The 20,570-nt window shown below is 32.6% G+C and carries 17 protein-coding genes; 3 read left to right on the forward strand and 14 right to left on the reverse strand.

Annotated elements, in window-relative coordinates:
- Window positions 1-76: 76 nt before the first annotated feature.
- Window positions 77-1,555, reverse strand: coding sequence for an ankyrin repeat domain-containing protein (locus ACVCZW_RS14575; protein WP_452232754.1), 1,479 nt, complete (start codon window positions 1,553-1,555; stop codon window positions 77-79).
- 1 nt (window position 1,556) lies between these two features.
- Window positions 1,557-2,465 carry a DUF6607 family protein gene (locus tag ACVCZW_RS14580; protein WP_452232755.1) on the reverse strand — a complete coding sequence of 303 codons (909 nt, stop codon included), beginning with the start codon at window positions 2,463-2,465 and terminating at the stop codon, window positions 1,557-1,559.
- Window positions 2,466-2,569: 104 nt separating this feature from the next.
- On the opposite strand from ACVCZW_RS14580, the gene ACVCZW_RS14585 reads away from it, so the two are divergent.
- Window positions 2,570-4,699 carry a TonB-dependent receptor plug domain-containing protein gene (locus tag ACVCZW_RS14585; protein WP_452232756.1) on the forward strand — a complete coding sequence of 710 codons (2,130 nt, stop codon included), beginning with the start codon at window positions 2,570-2,572 and terminating at the stop codon, window positions 4,697-4,699.
- A 12-nt stretch (window positions 4,700-4,711) separates the two neighbouring features.
- Window positions 4,712-5,800 (forward strand): HmuY family protein, encoded by a 1,089-nt coding sequence (locus ACVCZW_RS14590; RefSeq protein WP_452230424.1) that lies wholly within the window; start codon window positions 4,712-4,714, stop codon window positions 5,798-5,800.
- 95 nt (window positions 5,801-5,895) lie between these two features.
- On the opposite strand, the gene ACVCZW_RS14595 is transcribed toward ACVCZW_RS14590, so the two are convergent.
- The 12 genes from ACVCZW_RS14595 to ACVCZW_RS14650 all read right to left on the reverse strand — a co-directional run bounded on the left by ACVCZW_RS14595 (window position 5,896) and on the right by ACVCZW_RS14650 (window position 19,384).
- On the reverse strand, window positions 5,896-6,522 hold the full coding sequence (locus tag ACVCZW_RS14595; RefSeq protein WP_452230425.1) for a carbonic anhydrase: 627 nt from the start codon (window positions 6,520-6,522) through the stop codon (window positions 5,896-5,898).
- A gap of 11 nt (window positions 6,523-6,533) precedes the next feature.
- Window positions 6,534-8,399 carry a SulP family inorganic anion transporter gene (locus tag ACVCZW_RS14600; protein ID WP_452230426.1) on the reverse strand — a complete coding sequence of 622 codons (1,866 nt, stop codon included), beginning with the start codon at window positions 8,397-8,399 and terminating at the stop codon, window positions 6,534-6,536.
- 154 nt (window positions 8,400-8,553) lie between these two features.
- Window positions 8,554-9,183 (reverse strand): carbonic anhydrase family protein, encoded by a 630-nt coding sequence (locus ACVCZW_RS14605; RefSeq protein ID WP_452230427.1) that lies wholly within the window; start codon window positions 9,181-9,183, stop codon window positions 8,554-8,556.
- Window positions 9,184-9,464: 281 nt separating this feature from the next.
- Complete coding sequence (locus tag ACVCZW_RS14610; protein WP_452230428.1) at window positions 9,465-9,752, reverse strand: hypothetical protein; 288 nt, start codon at window positions 9,750-9,752, stop codon at window positions 9,465-9,467.
- Window positions 9,753-9,813: 61 nt separating this feature from the next.
- The gene (locus tag ACVCZW_RS14615; RefSeq protein ID WP_452230429.1) at window positions 9,814-10,572 is read right to left on the reverse strand and encodes a tetratricopeptide repeat protein; all 759 of its coding nucleotides are present in this window, start codon (window positions 10,570-10,572) and stop codon (window positions 9,814-9,816) included.
- A gap of 88 nt (window positions 10,573-10,660) precedes the next feature.
- Window positions 10,661-12,433, reverse strand: a complete 1,773-nt coding sequence (locus ACVCZW_RS14620) for a BatD family protein (RefSeq protein ID WP_452230430.1) — start codon at window positions 12,431-12,433, stop codon at window positions 10,661-10,663.
- Between the two features lie 103 nt (window positions 12,434-12,536).
- Window positions 12,537-13,391, reverse strand: coding sequence for a tetratricopeptide repeat protein (locus ACVCZW_RS14625; RefSeq protein WP_452230431.1), 855 nt, complete (start codon window positions 13,389-13,391; stop codon window positions 12,537-12,539).
- A gap of 107 nt (window positions 13,392-13,498) precedes the next feature.
- Window positions 13,499-14,539 (reverse strand): VWA domain-containing protein, encoded by a 1,041-nt coding sequence (locus ACVCZW_RS14630; protein WP_452230432.1) that lies wholly within the window; start codon window positions 14,537-14,539, stop codon window positions 13,499-13,501.
- A gap of 139 nt (window positions 14,540-14,678) precedes the next feature.
- Window positions 14,679-15,683: a vWA domain-containing protein gene (locus tag ACVCZW_RS14635; RefSeq protein WP_452230433.1), complete on the reverse strand. Its 1,005-nt coding sequence runs from the start codon at window positions 15,681-15,683 to the stop codon at window positions 14,679-14,681.
- 3 nt (window positions 15,684-15,686) lie between these two features.
- A complete protein-coding gene (locus tag ACVCZW_RS14640; protein ID WP_452232757.1) occupies window positions 15,687-17,399 on the reverse strand; it encodes a hypothetical protein in 1,713 nt (570 codons plus the stop codon).
- 46 nt (window positions 17,400-17,445) lie between these two features.
- Window positions 17,446-18,309, reverse strand: a complete 864-nt coding sequence (locus ACVCZW_RS14645) for a DUF58 domain-containing protein (protein ID WP_452230435.1) — start codon at window positions 18,307-18,309, stop codon at window positions 17,446-17,448.
- A gap of 70 nt (window positions 18,310-18,379) precedes the next feature.
- Window positions 18,380-19,384 carry an AAA family ATPase gene (locus ACVCZW_RS14650; protein WP_452230436.1) on the reverse strand — a complete coding sequence of 335 codons (1,005 nt, stop codon included), beginning with the start codon at window positions 19,382-19,384 and terminating at the stop codon, window positions 18,380-18,382.
- A gap of 165 nt (window positions 19,385-19,549) precedes the next feature.
- Between ACVCZW_RS14650 and ACVCZW_RS14655 the strand changes: the two genes are divergently transcribed.
- Window positions 19,550-20,416 (forward strand): aldo/keto reductase, encoded by an 867-nt coding sequence (locus tag ACVCZW_RS14655; RefSeq protein ID WP_452232758.1) that lies wholly within the window; start codon window positions 19,550-19,552, stop codon window positions 20,414-20,416.
- Window positions 20,417-20,570 lie beyond the last annotated feature (154 nt).

The raw sequence follows: 20,570 nt of genomic DNA on the forward strand, positions 1-20,570 counted from the left end.
TATTTTTATGAGATCCTGAAAAGACACTTCGACTGCGCTCAGTGTGACAATTCCTGATGACAAACTCTTAAATTATCTATAGTTTTAAAAAATCTAAGTTGATTTTCTGTGCTTTTAAAATTTCGTTTTCGGATGCTAAATCAAAAGGAGTTTCCTCAAAATCTGTAGTTGCATCTTTTTTTGCTCCAATAGATAATAAATACTTTAAGATCTCTGTATCTTTTGCTTGTAAAGCTGCAAGATGTAAGGCTGTATTCCCTTCGTTATTCTTCGCATTCACATCTATTTTAAATTGTTCAATAAACTTTAAAACATAGATATCATTTTTTGCTAATGCTAAATGATATATAGTATTTCCATTTTCTTGTGTTTTAGTAAAATCTAGTCCGTTTTTAGTTAAAAGAGCCAACTTTTGCTCAAAAACATCTGATTTTTTAGCCGAAAAGGATTCTATTAAATAAGGTGTTAAGTTGTTTTTATTCGCATCTAAAACCCCAACATCTGCTTTATTTTGAATAAGAAAGGTTACCACTTCTGGAGAATTATATGCAACAGCCAAAGCTAAAGCCGATTCTCCTTTTTTATTTACTTGGTTTATGTCTTTAACTTCTTTAAATAATAAAGTAATTGCTTCTAAATTATTTCTATTTGCTGCGTTTAAAAAGGCTGTGTTTCCGTTTGCATCGATTGCATTTACATTTCCTTTTTCCATGAAATAGTTAATCAATTCTAAATCTTTACTTCTTGCTGCTAAAATATGTAATGGCGTTTGGTTTTTAATGGAAGCTTTTTCCGGATTTAATCCAACACTTTCTAAGTATTTGTAAAAATCGAAGGTATTTGTATTCCCTCTAGTACCAGCAGCTGCAAATACAAAAGCGTTATCATTTCCTTTTACACCTTTTTCAAGTAATTGATTTAATAGCTCTACATTTCCTGTTTTGGCTACGTAATTAAAGATGCCATTTCCATCGGCATCTACACTATCCATAGTTGCTCCTTTAGAAGTGAAATAGTTGATTAAGGCAAAATCTTTATCGTAAGGCGCGGCTAGTAATAAAGCATTGGCACCTTTTGGCGTTAGATCCTTTTCTACGCTTGCGCCATTAGCGATACAAAGATCATACACCTTTGTATTTGGTTGTCCGGATCCAGCTGCAAAATTTAAGATGGTATTTCCTTTATCATCAGTGATATCTGTTTTTGCACCTTTGCTAAGCAGGTATTCCATGATTTCGATATTACCTTTATAGGCAGCCCAAAAAATGTATGTTCTACCATCATGTGTTAATTTATTCGCATCATTTCCTTTTTTCGCCTGAATGTGTTTAATCGTTTCGGTTGGTGCATCTTGCAAAATAGCGTAAACAACAGCATCAAAATTGCTTTTATTTGCTTCGGCTATATTATTTCCATCTTTAATTTTAGCTTCTACAGTTTCAATAGTTGGGTTTGATATCCAAAAATCACGATCTAAAAATATATTTTCTTGCGCAAAACCTAGCATGCTTAAAAATAGCGTGACAACGGTTATTATCTTTTTTAAATATTTCATATTATTCTTTTACAAAGGATTCAATTAATGGATTAATTTCTTCTACTGTCTGGTATTTTTCTTCATCAAATAAATACTTAAACAATACTTTATTATCTACTTTTTCTTTTAATACTAAATCTTTATTTCTTGCAAAAACAGCATCCCATTTTGCTCGAACTAAGGCCCATTTATCTTTTTCTTTTGCCCAGTATTCTTGTGCTGCTATACATTTACTATCTGCTACTTTTACATACGTATTGTGTCCTTTTTCTTGGGCTAAAACCACATCTTCTTTAGCGTCTTCCCGAATAACTTTGTTGTTATCTTGATCGTGAATCCAGCCATTTTTTACAATTTCATGTCTATTGGTTCTAACCGTTACATTGTAATCGCTACGCTTGGTATACTCACGTCTTGGCAAAGGCGCTGCTGTTGTGCTTTCCCAATAACTTTTTCCATCTACATGTACCCAAGTTGCAGTACCTTCGTAACGCGGACTATCATCTACTTGAAATACTTTTTGTGTCCATTGTCCTTTTACTTCGTCTTTTGGAAGACTGACAAACGTCCATTTATTATCGTGATCAAACTCGTATAAACTGGTGTTTTCAAATTCCCAATCTTGTCTCCAATGCTTTACTATATATGGTTGCTCTTTAGAACCAACAATTAATAAATGTTGCATCGCTATTTTGTCTTTATCCTCTTCTACCAATTGCACCCATTCTAAACCTTTATCATGTTTTGTTTTAGAAGGTACATATGTAGCGTCTTCTGAATACTGAAAAGTTTCTGCAAAATTAAAACTCACTTCATAGCAACCACACATATCTTTTATGGATTTTTGATCTTGTTTTTTCTTGTTTTGTGCATTTGCTGAGAACGGAATTGCAAAAATTAAGACTACTAATACAACTAATTGTTTCATTTTTAAAGCGTTTGGTTTTGGTATTTAAAAAAAATTAAAATTACTTATCCTTATTTAGATTGAATTAAAATAAGATTCTATATTTGCAGCAAATATAAAATAGAATGAGTCTAAATAAAAATTATATTACACTTTATTTTTTACTTTTTTTAAGTGGTTCCTCTTTCGCACAAGTAGCAATAGATTCTACAAAAGCGGAACAACTTGAAGAGGTTGTGGTTACAGGACAATATAATTCGCAGTCTATAAAAAAATCGGTTCACAATGTGATTGTGATTAAAAGAGAGCAGATAGAAAACCAAGCTGCAAATAACTTAGCAGATCTACTTAATTTTAATTTAAATCTTACTATTACAGCAAACTCACAAACTGGAAAGTCTAATATTTCCTTCTTTGGTTTAGACGAGCAATACTTTAATATTTTAATAGATAACATTCCTTTAGTTAGTGAAAATGGCCTAGGAAACAACACCGATTTAACCCAAATAAACCTAGATGATGTAGAGCGCATAGAAATTGTGGAAGGCGCAATGGGAGTAGAATATGGTGCCAATGCAGTATCTGGTGTTATTAATATAATTACTAAAAAATCGATAGAAACCGATTGGCAAATTCGAGCTTCTATACAAGAAGAAACGGTTAGTGATGAATATGCTTGGTTTGATGAAGGTCGACATATTCAATCTATAAGTGTTGGACATAATATAAACGAAAAATTATTTACTAGAATTGGTTTTAATCGCAATCAATTTGCTGGTTTTTTTAACGATAAACAAGGCCTGGATTATTACCAAAATGATGGTTTACGTGGTTATGAATGGCTTCCAAAAACACAAATAAGCACGAATGCTTTATTAAACTACAAGTCTGAAAAACTTCAAATTAATTATCGTTTTGAATATTTTAATGAAGGCTTAAATTTCTACGATGCTTCCGTGAGAGCAAATATAGATGTGGATTCACAAACCAGTAATCCTTCTGCAACAGATAAAGTGTATACAACCAATCGCTTTGTCAATAACGTAAATCTTTCCGGGAAATTTAATAGTGGAATAAACTATAAAGCATCCATTTCTTATCAGCAACAAAAAAGAGATTTAAACACTTTCAACTATTATATTTTAAGCGAAGATAAAACCGACGAAACCGATGAAACGTACCAATCTAACAAGGTGTTTTTCTCTAATGGTTCTGTTAATAATTTAATTAAACGCGATAATTTCAACTTTCAACTTGGTTATGACACCAGATATATTGAAGGTTTTGATACGCAAGCCAGTGGTTTTCAATTTGAACGTGATAAAACGCAATCTATATATAGTCTTGCCGCGTATGGTTCTGCAGAATACAAATTTTCAGATGCCTTTTCCGTAAGACCTGGATTGCGTTATGAATACAATTCTAAATTTAATGCAAAAGTACTAGGTTCGTTTAGTGCTCGCTATCTAATGTCGCATGGTTTTGAGCTTAGAGGAAATATTGGAAGCTCTTACAGAACACCAAGTTTTGAAGAGCTGTATTACTATTTTGTAGATTCTAATCACGATGTACAAGGAAACGAAAAATTAGCTCCAGAAAATGGCTACTCCGCTTTTTTAAATCTGAAAAAAAGAAGCTGGATTCATGATGTTTCCCTATTAAATGCAATAAAAGTTAGCTATATACATTTAGCCGATAAAATTGAATTAGCTTTAGTAAATACAGCGCCTTTACAATACAAGTATATCAATATTGATGCGTATAAACTTTGGGGAATCACTTCAGAAAACACCATTAAAACAGACAATTGGACCTTTAATTTAGGAGCCACATTACAAGGTGTTTCGAGGGTTATTAATACGGAAGCAAATGCGAAAAATGATTTTCTATACGCATTACAATTAAACACCAGTGCTACTTACGCTATTCCAAAATGGAATACTGCTCTAACCGTTCTGTTAAAATATAACGGCGAACAACAAAATTACTTTGCCACTTCTACAGATGCAGATGGTAATTCTATGTATACAAAAGCAACAACAGAAGGATATGGTTTGTTAGATGCATCCATAAAAAAATCCTTTTTCAATTCTAAATTCCAAACCACTTTAGGAACAAGAAACCTATTAGATGTTACAGATGTTGCTGTAAATAATTCGAATACAGAAGGCACGCATTCTGCAGGAAACAATAATCTCTTATTAGGTTATGGAAGATCTTTTTACTTAAAACTATTATATAATTTAAATTTTTAAACACTAGACATTATGACTAACAAATTTTTTACCCTTATTTTAAGCATTGCTGTTTTGGCTTTTACTAGCTGCAGTAGTGATGACAATGGCTCTTCAGAACCGATTCAAATTATAATAGAAGGAGCAGCAGTTACTCCAGAAGTTGGAGGACCAAACGAGCAAAACCAAGTTTATATAGACCTAAGTACAAATACGTCTACTCTAATACAACGTGATTCTTGGGATTTAGGATTTTATTCTGGTTCTGAATTTAGAGTTGCAATTAATGGTTCTATTTATATGGCTGTGGCCGAATTGACCGAAGCGAATATTGATGCTGTACGTTCTTCAGATGCAGAAGTACAAGATTTACAAACAAGAGTCGCTGTTGGTACTTTTCAAGAGGAAACTGCTGGGTTTATTGATTCTCCAGAAGGCAATATTAACGGAACCGCCATTGCTGCAATTTCGGCTACAGATGCAGACAATAAAGTATACTTAATAAACTTAGGTTATGCGGTAGGAACAGAAACTCCTGCAACAGGAAGTGAAGCCGTAAAAGGAGATGCTAGAGGCTGGAAAAAAATTAGTGTATTACAAAATGGTAGCGATTACGTTCTACAATATGCCGATTTAGATGCTACTACGCACCAGGAAGTAACCATTTCTAAAAATACGGATTATAACTTTACCTTTTTTAGTTTTGACACAGAATCGGAAGTTAATGTAGAACCTATAAAAACAGATTGGGATTTAAATTTCACTGTTTTCACAAATGAAATTGCTGGATATGGTGCTTATGGATATGCAGATTTTATAACGAATAACACGAAAGCAAATGCAACTGCCTATAGTATAGATACAGAGGTTGATGCTTATACCTATGAAGATTTCACACTAGCGGATGTTGTAGATTTCAACTTTGATAATAATGAGCAAAGAGCTATTGGAAGCAGTTGGAGATATGGTGGCGGACCAGGATCGTTACCAACCTTAAAAGACAATGTTTTTTATATTGTTAATGATACCGATGGTAACTTGTATAAACTTCAGTTTTTAGCTTTAACTAATGCAGCTGGAGAACGTGGACATCCAGAATTTGTTTACAGTTTACTACAATAAGCATCCTTTTATTTTTAGAATTAGTTACATTAAAAATAAAAAAAGCCACTTCGATTGAAGTGGCTTTTGCATTTACTTATGCTTTCGTTTTAAAACTAATCTAAATGATATATCTCTCGAATATCATTAAGAATTTTTTCAAAATCTATTTTTAAATCTATTAGTTTTCCTGTGTGAATATCAAAAACCCAACCATGTACTACTAAACCTCTACCACGAACTGCTTTTTGAATAGCAGCTGTTTTAATAAGGTTAACACATTGTTCTTGTACATTTAACTCAATTAAACGTTCGTATTTTTTTTCTTCTTCGTTAATGGCATTCAGCTCTTCGTTGTGAATACGATATACATCACGAATGTTACGTAACCACGGATTCAATAAACCTAAATCTGCGGATTGCATAGCCGCTTTTACACCACCACAACCATAATGTCCGCAAACCACAACATGATTCACTTTTAAATGTTCTACAGCATACTCTACAACAGACATCGCGTTTAAATCGGTACCAATAACCATATTAGCAATGTTACGGTGTACAAAAACATCGCCAGGACCTAATCCCATTAATTCTTCTGCGGTAACTCTACTATCGGAACAACCAATAAATAACAATTCCGGATTTTGTCCTTCGCCTAATTTATCAAAATACGCATCGTCTTCATTTAACTTAGACTTTATCCATGCTTTATTATTTTCAAATACATTATCTAGATTCATCCTTTTACGATTTAATTTTGATCTTTCACGTTTGTTTTAATCCATTGTACACAATCATTAAAAGTCGTAAAAATGTGTTCTTTCGCTATTAATTCTGGGATAATACCAATACGCTCCATCATATATCTTGGCTGTTTTAACAAACCAACAAAGAGAACATTTATATTATTTTTGTTTAGTTCTTGCAATACGTCTTCCATAGCATATAAACCAGATTGATCCATATACTGCATACGGCCTAAACGAATAACAACCGTTTTAGCTGTAGTAGGAATTTGTGCTGCCAAACTTTGAAATTCACTAGTAGAACCAAAAAATAAAGGTCCTTTAAGATGTTTAATAAAAACTTCTTCTTTTAATTTTGTTGGAAAACTAGCTTCGTCTGCCCAAGCTTTTTCTTTTGCTAGTGTTTTAACATCACTTCGCTCTGCAGTAAGATCTCCTATTTTTTTCATAAACATTAAAGATGCAATTACTAAACCAACACCAACAGCATATACTAAGTTCCAAAAGGTAGAAAGTAATAATACCACAACCATAATTAAAACTTCAGAACTCATTTTAAAAGGTCCTATTTTCATATCTCTTGGTAATGCAGGAATAGCTTTTAAGCCTTTATAATCCATAACACCAATACCTACCGTTACTAAAATACCTGCTAAAACAGCTGCAGGAATTTGCGATGCAATTGGCGCTAAAACCAATAAGATAAACAATAACATAATACCAGCAATCATTCCTGAAAGTCTTGTTTTACCACCAGAGTTAATATTTACAACCGTTCTAATCGTTGCACCAGCTCCAGGTAAACCACCAAATAATGCGGCAATACTATTTCCTATTCCTTGTCCTATAAGTTCTTTATTTGGTTTGTGTTTTGTTTTGGTCATATTATCGGCAACCACACTTGTTAACAAAGAATCTATGGCACCTAATAAAGCTAAAGTTAATGCCGTAAAAATATAAGGCGTTACACTAGTTATACTAAAATTGGTGAAAATACTTAAATTAGGAATTGGTAATCCTGTAGGAATTTCTTCAATAGGTCTATAATCTATACCAAACCCAATAGCAATTCCTGACATGACCACTAATGCTACAAGTGTACTTGGAATAGCGGTGGTAATACGTTTAAATCCGTAAATAATAAATATAGTTCCTAGCGCAAGAATAAGCTCTAACCAATTAATTTGCTGAATCGCTTTTGGTAATGATTTTAATGCACCTAAAACACCTGAAGCTTCATTAGAAGCAAGTGTTTTTGATTCTTTTAAAATATCTTCTGCAGTAATTTCACTTCCTCTATCAATGGTTTCTTTAAAATTTTCTAAAACTAGAATACCTTCTCCCGCTTCTTCTTTTAATATATTTTCAAGAATAAGCTCTTCTGCTTGTGGTTTAAATTGCTCTACAAAAACCATGTCTTCTTTTGGATAGTATCCTAGCGCTGGAAGAACTTGAGTAATTAAAATAATGACACCAATAGCTGTCATAAATCCAGAAACCACAGGGTACGGAATGTATTTTATGTATTTCCCAAAACCTAGAACACCCAATCCTACCTGAAATAATCCAGCTAATAAAAATACGGTTAAAATTGCGGGTAAAGCTTTAGAAACATCGCCATCATTTAATGCTATTATCCCAGCAATAACAACCATACTCACTGCTGTCATTGGTGCAGTTGGCCCAGAAATTTGAGTATTAGTACCTCCAAAAAGGGCTGCAAAGAAACTTAAAAAAATCGCACCATAAAGTCCTGCGCTAGGTCCTAATCCTGATGAGACTCCAAATGCTAATGCTAATGGTAATGCTACAATTCCTGCTGTGATACCTCCAAAGGCATCTCCTTTAAAATTTGAAAAAAAGTTTTTCATTATTATGTTTATTTCTTGTACTGTTTGTATTTCTATTCCTTAAAATTAAGAAATGTAATTATATATTTAAAGATAATATGTATTACTTTATTTTTTGGTTAACGGAAAATAATTCCTAAAAATTACGAAAACGTATTTCTTTTTCAAACCATTTTTATTCGTAAAATGCTACTTCACCTGTATTCACATTATACATAGCTCCAATAATTTTAATCTCTCCGTTTTTTTCCATTTCGGTAAGTATTGGGCTTTCTGCATGAATTCTATCGATCATTAATTGCACATTCATGTGGGATACTTCATCTACAAAATCTAAATTTTTAGAGCTCCTTAAGCTTTCGTCTTTAGGCTCTGCAACCGCATTAACTGCTGGTGTAATTTTTTCAATTAACTTGGTCAGGTTACCCATTTCGGCATGATCACAAGCTCCTTTTACTGCACCACAACTAGTATGACCTAAAACTACAATAAGTTCTGTACCTGCCAATTTACATGCAAATTCCATACTCCCTAAAATGTCTTCGTTCACAATATTACCTGCTACACGAACGCTAAAAATATCTCCTAATCCTTGGTCAAAAACCAACTCCGCAGAAACTCTAGAATCAATACAGCTTAAAATAGTAGCAAATGGAAATTGCCCATCACTTGTATCATTTACTTGTTCTAAAAGGTTTCGGTTAGCCTTCAAATTATTTTGAAACCTTTGGTTTCCTTCCTTTAAGTATTGTAATGACTTTTCTGGTGTCATTGTTGCTTGTGTCTCTTTTGTATGTGCTTTCATGATTATTACTTTTAAAATTTTTATTATTTTTTTAAACTAATTTTATTCTTCGTTTAAAAAATGGTATAAAATATATGGACTCTATTAAATTATTTCTGAAAAAATAGTACTCGATTTGCTAGTACTTAATAGAATGTAAACAAAAAATAAAACAATACTTGCTCACAAGTCATTTTTTAATGTTTTAAACATTCTAAAATTAATTTTAAGACTATGGAATGTTTTATCCATAGTAGTTTTACTATTTTTTCAAGGACAGTAAATGTCGGACGAAAAAAAAATTAAATAAAATCTGGTGGTGGAGAAATGAGGTTTAAATGCGGTTTTGCGTAATTTTTAAAGAAATAACACAAGTTATTATCAACAGAAGTCAAAGCGAAATCTAACTCGTTAGTATTTTCATTTAAAAATAAAGCCTCTACATTTAAATGGTTTTGATTTTCTTCTTCTGAAATAGAGAAAACAATAGAAACGTCTAAGGTATCATCCACTATTGTAATAATAGTTGGCGCAGCTATAAACAGTAAAAAGATCACTGAAAAAATTATAGACACTCCTTTTTTAGACATTCGTTTTAATTAAATTAATTGCAAATATAATCTTTTAAAATTTTAACTTGTTAAGGAAAGATTAAATTTCATTTAATGCCTTGATATCATCATTAGAAATCCAACCCACTTTACCATCTGTAAGTTTAATTTTCTTCCAATTATTTACCGTATCTAATATTAAAACCTTTGTCCCTTCATGTAATCTAAAAGATTCTTCACTTCTTAAATTAGGTTCACTTTTAACTAAAGCTTCTTGTGAAAATACGATTGCAGGTTTGTTATTTTTATCGATACCAAATTTATGAAACGCAAAAAACAACAGGATAAAAGATAGAATTAAAAAGCTAGAACTACCAATAAACGCTAGTCTTTTTCTGTTTGTAGAATAGCTGAAGTAATACAACAAAGACAGCAACACAAACAATAACATAGCAGCAACGGAAGCATACGCCCAAGCATTAAAACTCATAGCGTTTGTTAGGTTTTTTATTAGTTTAGACACACCAATTTCTGGTACAACATCGATAGCATCTACAGTCATGTTTCTTGCAAAAGCGATATTATTTTGTATTTCTTTATCGTTAGGCGAAAGGGCTAAAGCTTTTTCAAAATAGAAAATGCTTGGTGCAATATTATTCAGTTTATAATGGGCATTACCTAGATTAAAATACAACGAAGCAGAATGTTTTTTAGCATCTAAAATACTTTCGTATTTGGTAATTGCTTCCGAAAACTTCCCTTCATTATACAACGTATTTCCTTCTTCAAAAAGCGTGTTACTTTGTGCTACACTTAATGTGGATAGTAAAAGGAATAATATGTAAATTAATTGTTTCATTTATGTTTTTGTTAAACGCTTCCGTCTGTATTCCAATGCATCGGATTAAATCCACCTCCTTATTATTCTAAGAAAGGAGTTTCAATATTTATCTAATTTGCTTATCTATTTCAGAAATTGTTCTAGCTGCTTTTTCATAATCTTGTTGCATTTCGACTTGCGTAATTGGCGTATAACGTGCCAATTCACAATTTTTTAAGATGCTAACAAATTCTAAAACAGTGGTGTTTTCTACTTCTCTTTCGTTTAATATTTCGGTAATCTTATCTTTACTAAAATCGCTAGTTTCTATTTGTAACTTGGCTTTTAAATAATTATGTAATGCCTTTTCAAGAGCTACATAAAAGGCTTCTTTTTGTCCTAAAGCACGTTTTGCTACACTTAAATACTTTTTCGCTAGTTTATCTGCTTTTCTAATTTTGTTTCCTGTAACATCAGCCATACGTTCCTCACGTTTGTTTCTAAAAACAATTGCCAATGGTATTGCTAAAAGCGGTCCTAATAATGCGGTCCAAAATCCTGTAGATTTAAAGAAATTCTTTTTTGTTGTGCTAACTAAATTAGCATTGGTTTTAATAAATGCAAATTGATCGTTACTCAAAATAGGTTGTTTATCGTTTCCGTTTGCTATTGCACCATTACTTGTTGCTTCATTATTTGTTGGACCTTCTAAAACATCTATAATTAATTCCCCTGAAGAAAGCGTTTTATAGCTTTCTGTTTTCAAATCAAAATAAGAAAACGAAATACTTGGCAAAGGATATTTACCTTTAAACTGCGGCACAATAGTATAACTTTGTCCGCGTGTCCCTTGCATGCCGTTTATGTTTGTTCTTACATTATCTTGATTCTCTGGCTCATAAACTTCTAAAGAACTAGGAAGGGTTAGCTTCGGTAATTCGAATAATTTTAAATTTCCATTACCAGAAACCGCTACAGTTGCTTGCAAAGATTCGGACGCATTTAATGCGGTTTTAGACGTTGCAACCTTAAAATCAAAATCACCAACTGCTCCTGTAAAATTTGCTGGTTTATTATTTTCTGGTAACGGTTTAACGTTAATGTTTCTACTTCCTGCCGAAATGGTTTTATGCGCTTGCGTCATTAAACGCTCTCCAAAAATATTGCGTCTATTAGTAGGAACATCTACAGTAATATCTAGGCTTAATGGTTCTATTTCTAGTTTTCCTGTTTTTTGAGGGTAAAGCACAGTTTTACGTAAAACAACATATCTATACTCTTCACCTTTGTAGGTTCCTTTTAAAATTTTAAGACCTTTGATATCTATGTTTTGTGACCAGAAGTCATTGTATCTTGGACTGTCGGTTTCTCTCCAATTGCTAACTCCGGTATTTGGGGAAACGTACAATTTGTAGACTACCGTTATTCCTTCGTTTAAATACGGACTTGTCTTAGATACTTCTGCAACTAGATGAATGTTATCTTCGATATCTATTGCTGGATTGTTAGGATCGTTTGGCTTACTTACTGCATTAGAAATTACAACTGTTATCGGAGTAGTTTTAAATATTTCTCCTTTAATTTCTATAGTTGCCTGATTAATGGTGAACTTCCCTTGTTTTTTTGGTGCTAAAAAATAACTATAGGTTTTATTGAATGATTTTTTACCATTCATCCAAGAATGACTAACCGATTGGTTTGGACCAGCTACTACAGTAAAATCTTGAAAGCTTGGCGGATTAAAATTATCGCCATCTTCGTTCATTTCAAAATCAATACGCAAACGCTCATTAACACCAAGTTTCTTCTTACTTACTTTTGCTTCAAATTTAACTTGAGCAGAAGCAATACTTGTTGCAAGTAGTATAAATAGTATTGTTATGTGTTTTATTGTTTTCATTTTGTAAAATGCTTCGACAGGCTCAGCATGACATCTGATTTGGATTTGTCTTAATATAATTTATGCTAATTTTAAAGTTTCAGTGTTTAGACTTCTAACCTTATTACCAGTCTTTTTCTGTTTGTACTTTTGCTCCTTTTGTTTTTTGAGCATTCATTTTATCTTGTACTTTTTGCTCTTGATCATTCATTGCTTCTAACAAGTTTTTCACTTGTTGTGGCGATAATTGTCCGGGCTGTGGTTTTGGTTGTTCTTTTTTCTGATCTTCTCCTTCTTTTCCTGGATCTTCTTTTTCATCTTTAGGATTGCCTTCTTCGTCTTTTTTATCGTCGCCTTCCTTTTTATCTTTTTCTCCGTCGTCTTTTGGCTCTTCGTCTTTATTTTCGTCTTCCTGATCCTTTTTATCTTCTTGATCTTTCTTGTCTTCCTTATCCTGCTCCTGATCTTTTTGATCTTCTTTATTCTCGTCCTGTTTATCTTCCTGATCTTGCTGTTCTTGTTGTTGGGCTGCACATTCTTTTGCTAAAGCATAATTATAACGAGTTTCGTTATCTGTAGGATTGTTTCGTAATGCATTTTTAAAGGCTTCTGCTGCTTCTTTGCATTGTTTGTCTTCCATTAAAACATTACCAATATTATGGAATGCTCTGTACTTTTCATCTTTAGTAGTTGCGTATTTTGCCGTTTGCTTTAAACGATATAACGCTTCGTCAAAGATTCCTTTTTTGTAATAGGAACTCCCTAAGTTATACGCACCAACTGGATAGTTTGGCTGTTCTGAAATAGCTTTTCTGTATTCCATTTCTGCGGAAACATAATCTTCATTATCGGCTAAAATATTGGCATCATACACCAAATCATTCGCTTTTTTTTGCGCAAGTAATTCCTGTTCTTCTTTGTCTTGTGCAAAAGAGGAAAGGCTAAAAAGGGCTAATATGACTATTACTATGTGTTTCATTTTAATTCTACTAAATTATAAAACTCTTGGTTTGGTTATAGTTAAAGGTTTTATAAAGTTATATTAGAAACCTACAAGGTTTTAAAAACCTACAAGGTTTACTCGGTTTAAAAATTCTCGTTAAACAGGTTTAGTTTTTTCAACCATGCTGTTTTTCGTTCTAATAAAAATATATCTACAAACAGCAATAATAAGGCTAATCCTAAAAACCATTGAAATTGGTCTTTAAAATCGGCAATCTCTTTGGCTTCAAATTCTGTTTTATCCATTTTATTTAAAATGTCTCGAATGGTTGTTACTACATCATTTGTGTTTTTACCATTAATATAAACGCCATTTGCTTCCGCCGCAATGCTTTTTAAATTCTCTTCGTTTAAACGTGTTATTACGGTTTCTCCTTGTCTATCTTTTTTATAATTCAAAACAACTCCGTTTCGTTTTATTGGTATTGGCCCTCCTTTAATATCGCCAACGCCAATGGTAAAAATTCTAATTCCGTGTTTGTTTGCTTCTTCTGCTGCACGAATTGCCGATTCCCCAAAATGATCTTCTCCATCCGAAAGAATAATTAGTACGCGATTGGTTTGCTCTTCATTATCAAAAAAGGTTTCTGCTAGTTCTATCGCGCCATTTATTGCGGTTCCTTGCGAAGACAGCATATCTGTATTCATATTTTGCAAAAACATTTTAGCTGCTGCATAATCTGTAGTTATTGGTAATTGCGGAAATGCTTTTGCTGCATACGCAATAATACCAACGCGGTCACTTGCAAGGTTATTTATAATTTGCGTTACTAATTGTTTGGTTTTATCTAGTCTGTTTGGCGCAATATCTTCTGCTAACATACTTTTAGAAACATCTACCGCAAAGACAATATCTACACCTTGACGTTTTACCGTTTCTAGTTTTGTTCCCACTTTTGGATTTACCAACGCTATTGCTAAACTGGCAAAGACTAAACACAAAATAATCACTTTTAATATGCTTTTAAAAAGGGATTGGTTCGGACTTAATTTTTTTAAGATTGCTTTATTGGCAAAGTTTTTTTGTGCTTTATGTTTCCAAAGTTGAAGCATCAAAAAGAGTAGGATTATTATTGGAATAATCACTAAAACCCAAAACCATATTTTTTCTTCTAATTGATACATATTTATTTCCTCTGAAAACAGGAATCTTTTTAATTGTTTATTAAATTTCCGTGCGCTATTTACTTCTTAACCACGAATACCCTATTATTTATGTCCATACTTCAACAAGTTCAGCATGACATTTATTATCTCATTGTAATTACACAAAACTTCTAAAAATAGTGAAGCGTAATAATAATTCTATTGCTAAAAATAATCCTGCTAATAATACTAAGGATCGATATTTTTCTTCGTAATTATAAAATTTAAATTCTTCTATTTCTGTTTTTTCTAGCTTGTTAATTTCGTCATAAATCTCAGCAAGCTTCTTATTATTAGTTGCTCTAAAATATTTTCCGCCAGTTGCATCTGCAATTTCTTTCAATAAATCTTCGTCAATTTCGACTTGTACTCTTGCATATTGAAAAGTGCCGTTCGGGTTTATTTGGTATGGAGATAATGCCATTCCGTTGGTACCTAAACCAATAGTATATACTTTAATACCATATTCTACAGCTAATTCACTTGCAATTTTAGGATCTATAAAACCAGAATTATTTACACCATCGGTTAGTAAAATAATGACTTTACTCTTGGCTTTACTATCTTTTAAACGATTTACAGAAGTTGCTAAACCCATTCCAATTGCGGTTCCTCCTTCAATAATAGTATTGTATTTTATTTCGTTTAATGAACGCAACACAATAGCTTTATCACTTGTAATTGGCGTTTTTGTATAGCTTTCTCCTGCATATTCTACCAAACCGATTCTATCGTTTGGTCTTCCCGCAATAAACTGGGAAGCCACTTCTTTTAAAGCTTCTAAACGATTAGGTCTTAAATCTTTTGCCAACATACTTGCCGAAACATCTATAGCCATCACAATATCGATTCCTCGAGTTGTTTTGGTTTTAGTAGAAACATCTACGGTTCTTGGTCTAGCCAACGCTGTTATAATTGCTGCTATTGCTACTAAACGTAATCCGAAAAGTAAGTGTCTTAATTTTGGCAACCAGGAACTGGTTACTTTAAAACCTTTTAAACTGGATATTTTTAATTCTGCTGTTTGCTTTTTGTGTTTAAAAACATACCATAGCAATGCTAATGGAAGTAATAAAAACAACCAGAAAAATTCTTTATTTAAAAATTCTATTCCTTCCAACATGGTTTACTTTTCTTCTTGTTCTTTTTTTGCTACTTCTTCTTTTACAAGCTCTACAGAATTAATAATTCTTTCTGCAATCTCTTTGGCATAGACATCGCCTTTTCTATAGGTAATAGCTATTTCTTGTATTACATTTTCTGCAGTGAAATGTAAAAGCACATATTCACCATCATAAAAATTACTTGTATTTTCCACAGGAAGACTCGCTGTTCCGTAGGTTTTTAATCCTTCTGCATTGTTAGGGGTTACAAATTTTTCTTTTTTAACAAGCATATTTGTAACGCCTTGTTTTTCTAATTGCTGAATTGCCTTTTCGGAAACTTCATTTAAATCAATTTCCGTTTTAGCTTCTGGATTCGCTGGATCTTCTTGCTGACTAATTTTTAACGTAGAAAGCTTAATACTTAAGGCTTCTGAAACATTACCGAAACCAAAAACGGTCATCTGCAGTTTTGCTTTTATCTCTTCAGGAATCGGCGGATTTTCTCTTTTTAAAACCTCTGGTGTTGCAATAGTAATTGCTGGAAAACCATAATCACTTGTTACCCAATTTCCTTCTAGCAACTCTTTACTTTCATTACCAACAATAGTATCTTTTACATATCCAAAACCGTATTTTAAACCAAAGCCTACAAAGGTCGCAATACACAAACCAATAACGATAGCTATTGTTATTATCGTTTTTCTACGTTTTTGTTTTTGTTCTTGTATTTCTTGATATTTTTGGTCTTGTAATTTTTCTTCTTCGGTTGGTTCTGGTAATGCTTCTTTTACTTGATCTATTTCTAAATCAATAGTATTTCTATCTAATTTTGCTAACTCCACATCTGGAGCAGACTTTGCAAATTTCACTAAATCTGCACGCTTTAAAATAGTTTCAATATTTCTAATATCGTCTTTAGTAATATCTATTTGATTACCATCTTTAAGTATATTTAATCGCGTTATTAACTCGTCTGTAGTACTTTCTAAAGCACGATCATATACTTTTTCGTCTAGATATTTTCTAATAATAAACGTTAACTCAGAATAGTAATCTTTTAATTCTGCATTTTGCAAATAGTTCGTTTCATCTAGATTTTGAAGGGCTAGTTTCGCTCTATCATAAGGCGGAAGCAATGCAATTTTCTCTTCTTTTGTTAGTGGCTTTGTTCTCCAAATAAACCAATATAATAAGAAGCCAACTAAAGATAAAATTAGTAAAGTTAATACTAGATATTTCCACCATTGACTAGGGCTTTTCTCTACTTCTATAAATGGTTTAATATCATATAAACCTTGTTTGGTAGTATCTACCACAATGTTTTTCACTTCTACACGTAAAGAATCTGTCTGAAATACTTTGGTACCAATTACAATTTTCTGTCTCGGAATTGTATATGCCCCAGAATCAAATTGTGTTAATCCATACTTTTTAATTAGCTTGTATTTAGCGTCTTCTTTTGTAGTATCTATGGCATAAGACTGTATCATTTCTAAAGGAAGAAATGTTTGTCCTTCAGGGAAAACAACTAGGTTTGTGGTATCTGTTTCCACCTCCACTCTAAAAGTTATTTGTTCTCCTATTTTTATAGAAGTAGAATCTATAGCTGAAGTTACTTGTGAAAAAGAAAAAAAGGATAGAAGCACGAAGACAGCAGACAGAAGGACGTTTCGTTGGAAACTTTTTTCTGCTTTTGAAATGGTATTCTTAAATCTTAAATCGTTACTTTTCATATTAAAAATAGGTTTCGACTATGCGCCACCTGAAATTTTCTTATTATTATCTTCTTTTAAAATAACCTAAAAGCTTTTTCACATAGCTTTCATCTACTCTACAATCTATGGTTCCTGCTCCAGACTTTGCAAAACTATCTTTATAATATGCTACTTTTTCATTATAGAATTTAGCATAGTTATTACGTACCATTTTAGATTGTGTATTTACTAAAAGCAACTCACCAGTTTCTTCATCTTGCATTTGCACCATACCAATGTTTGGCATTTCTGCTTCGCGTTTATCAAAAACTCTAATTCCGGTTACATCATGCTTTCCAGCTGCTATTTTTAAGGTTTGTTTATAATCGTCTGCAATAAAATCGGAAAGCACAAAAACGATCGCTTTCTTTTTCATAACGTTTCGCATAAACTTTAAAGCTTCGGCAACATTGGTACCTTTGCTTTTTGGCTTAAACTCAATTAACTCACGAATAATACGTAATACATGGGATCTTCCTTTTTTAGGCGGAATATAAAGCTCCACTTCGTCGGTAAACAAAATCAATCCTATTTTATCATTATTCTGTGTTGCAGAAAATGCTAAAGTTGCTGCAATTTCTGTTACTACTTCATTTTTAAATTGCTCTTCGGTTCCAAATAATTCAGATCCAGAAATATCGACCATAAGCATCATAATAAGCTCACGTTCTTCTTCAAAAACTTTAATATGTGGCAAATTGGTTCTTGCCGTTACATTCCAATCGATATTACGTACATCATCTCCATATTGATACTGTCTTACTTCAGAAAAAGTCATACCACGTCCCTTAAAGGTAGAATGATATTCTCCTCCAAAAATATGATCAGACAAACGACGTGTCTTAATCTCAATTTTTCGTACTTTTTTAAGAAGTTCTTTTGTGTCCATTTTTTAAAGCTGTTGGCTTTTGGCTGTTCACAATTAGCTATGCGCTAAAAGCTTAAAGCAAAAGGCTGTTTTATGGTACTTCAATCTCATTAACAATCTTGCTAATAATATCTTCTGAAGTTATATTTTCTGCTTCCGCTTCGTATGTAATTCCAATTCTATGACGCAATACATCATAAACAACAGCACGAACATCTTCTGGTATTACATAACCTCTTCGCTTAATAAACGCATAACATTTTGCAGCGGTTGCCAGGTTAATACTTCCACGAGGAGAAGCTCCAAAAGAGATTAATGGTTTTAAATCTTCTAATTTATATTTTTCTGGATAACGTGTTGCAAAGATAATATCTAGAATATATTTTTCAATTTTCTCATCCATATATACTTCACGAACCGCTTCTTGCGCTCTAAGTATTTGCGCTACAGAAACTACAGGATTTACTTTTTCCCATGCGCCTTTTAAATTCGCTCGCATAATTAATTGTTCTTCTGCTTGCTTTGGATAATCAATAACGGTTTTTAGCATAAATCGATCCACTTGCGCTTCTGGTAAAGGATACGTCCCTTCTTGCTCCACAGGATTCATCGTTGCCATTACTAAAAATGGTTTGTCTAACTTAAAAGTTTCATCACCAATAGTAACTTGTTTTTCTTGCATTGCCTCTAATAAAGCAGATTGCACTTTTGCAGGAGCTCTGTTAATCTCATCTGCTAATACAAAATTTGCAAATATTGGACCTTTCTTAATTTTGAATTCATTTTCCTTCATGTTATAAATCAGAGTTCCAGTAACATCCGCAGGTAATAAATCTGGTGTAAACTGTATTCTACTAAAACTTCCAGAAACCGCTTGAGATAGCGTATTAATCGCTAACGTTTTTGCAAGACCAGGAACACCTTCTAATAAGATATGTCCTTGACCTAATAATCCTATAAGTAAACGCTCGATCATATCTTTTTGACCAACAATTACTTTATTCATTTCTAATGTTAGTAAATCCACAAAAGCACTCTCCTTCTCTATTTTCTCGTTAATAGACTTAATATCAACTGTACTTGTATCTTCCATCATTTTTTAATTTTTAAAGGCTTGAATTTATCATTCATAATTTGGAGCTGTAAATTTGTTAAAATTTTTAATGCGTTGCTGTTAATAATTGGTTAAAAGTTGTAGTGTTTAATATATGTTTAAGAGTTTTACTTTTCTATTTTTAATGTTCAAAACAAAAAATTTACAATGAAATCATTTTCAAAAATTATTGCAGGAACCATGACTTGGGGAGATTGGGGCAAGCAACTCTCTAAAAAAGAGATGATTACAACCCTAAATCATTGTGTCTCACAAGGCATCAGTAGTTTTGACCATGCCGATATTTATGGGAGTTATACTACAGAAACTGCTTTTGGTAACGCTTTCGCGGAAAGCGGCATCGCACGAGAAAAAATGCAATTAATTAGCAAATGTGGTATTCAATTAGTCAGTGAAAATCGTAAAAATGAAGTAAAACACTACAATTTTAGTAAAAACTATATCATTTGGTCAGCAGAAGAATCGCTAAAAAACCTAAAAACGGACTATTTAGATCTCTTTTTATTACACAGACCTAGTCCTTTAATGCAACCAGATGAAATTGCAGAAGCGGTTTCTATTTTAAAAGCGCAAGGAAAAATAAAAGATTTTGGTGTTTCTAACTTTACCACATCACAAGTAGATTTAATTTCGAAATACACAGAAGTTTCGGTAAATCAAATAGCGTTTTCCTTAACAGAACACGAAGCGATGCATGATGGTATTTTAGATCAAATGATGCTAAACAATATCGTACCAATGGCTTGGTCTCCTTTAGGTGTCGTTTTTAGAGAAGATACCGAACAAACCAGACGCATACACAAACAACTTGGTGACTTATTAGAAAAGTATAATGCTACCGAAGATCAGCTTTTACTCGCTTGGACTTTAAAACATCCAGCCGGTATTCGTCCTGTAATAGGAACCACCAACGCTAAGCGAATAGAAAATGCAGTAAAAGCAACTAACATAAAATTAGAATTAGAAGATTGGTTTAAAATTTTAGAGGCTTGCCAAGGACATAAGGTACCATAATACATTCCTGCGAAGGCAGGAATCTCATAAATTGAAACTATATTCTTGCTTTGCAAAAGATTAATAACCACCTTAAAAAGGTTAGTAGTGTTTGGTCGCAGTAGGCAGTTGCTTACTCGGTTTTAATATAAAAAAGTAAAACAGTACCACTTTC

It is taken from the genome of Lacinutrix sp. MEBiC02595, from assembly GCF_053601555.1.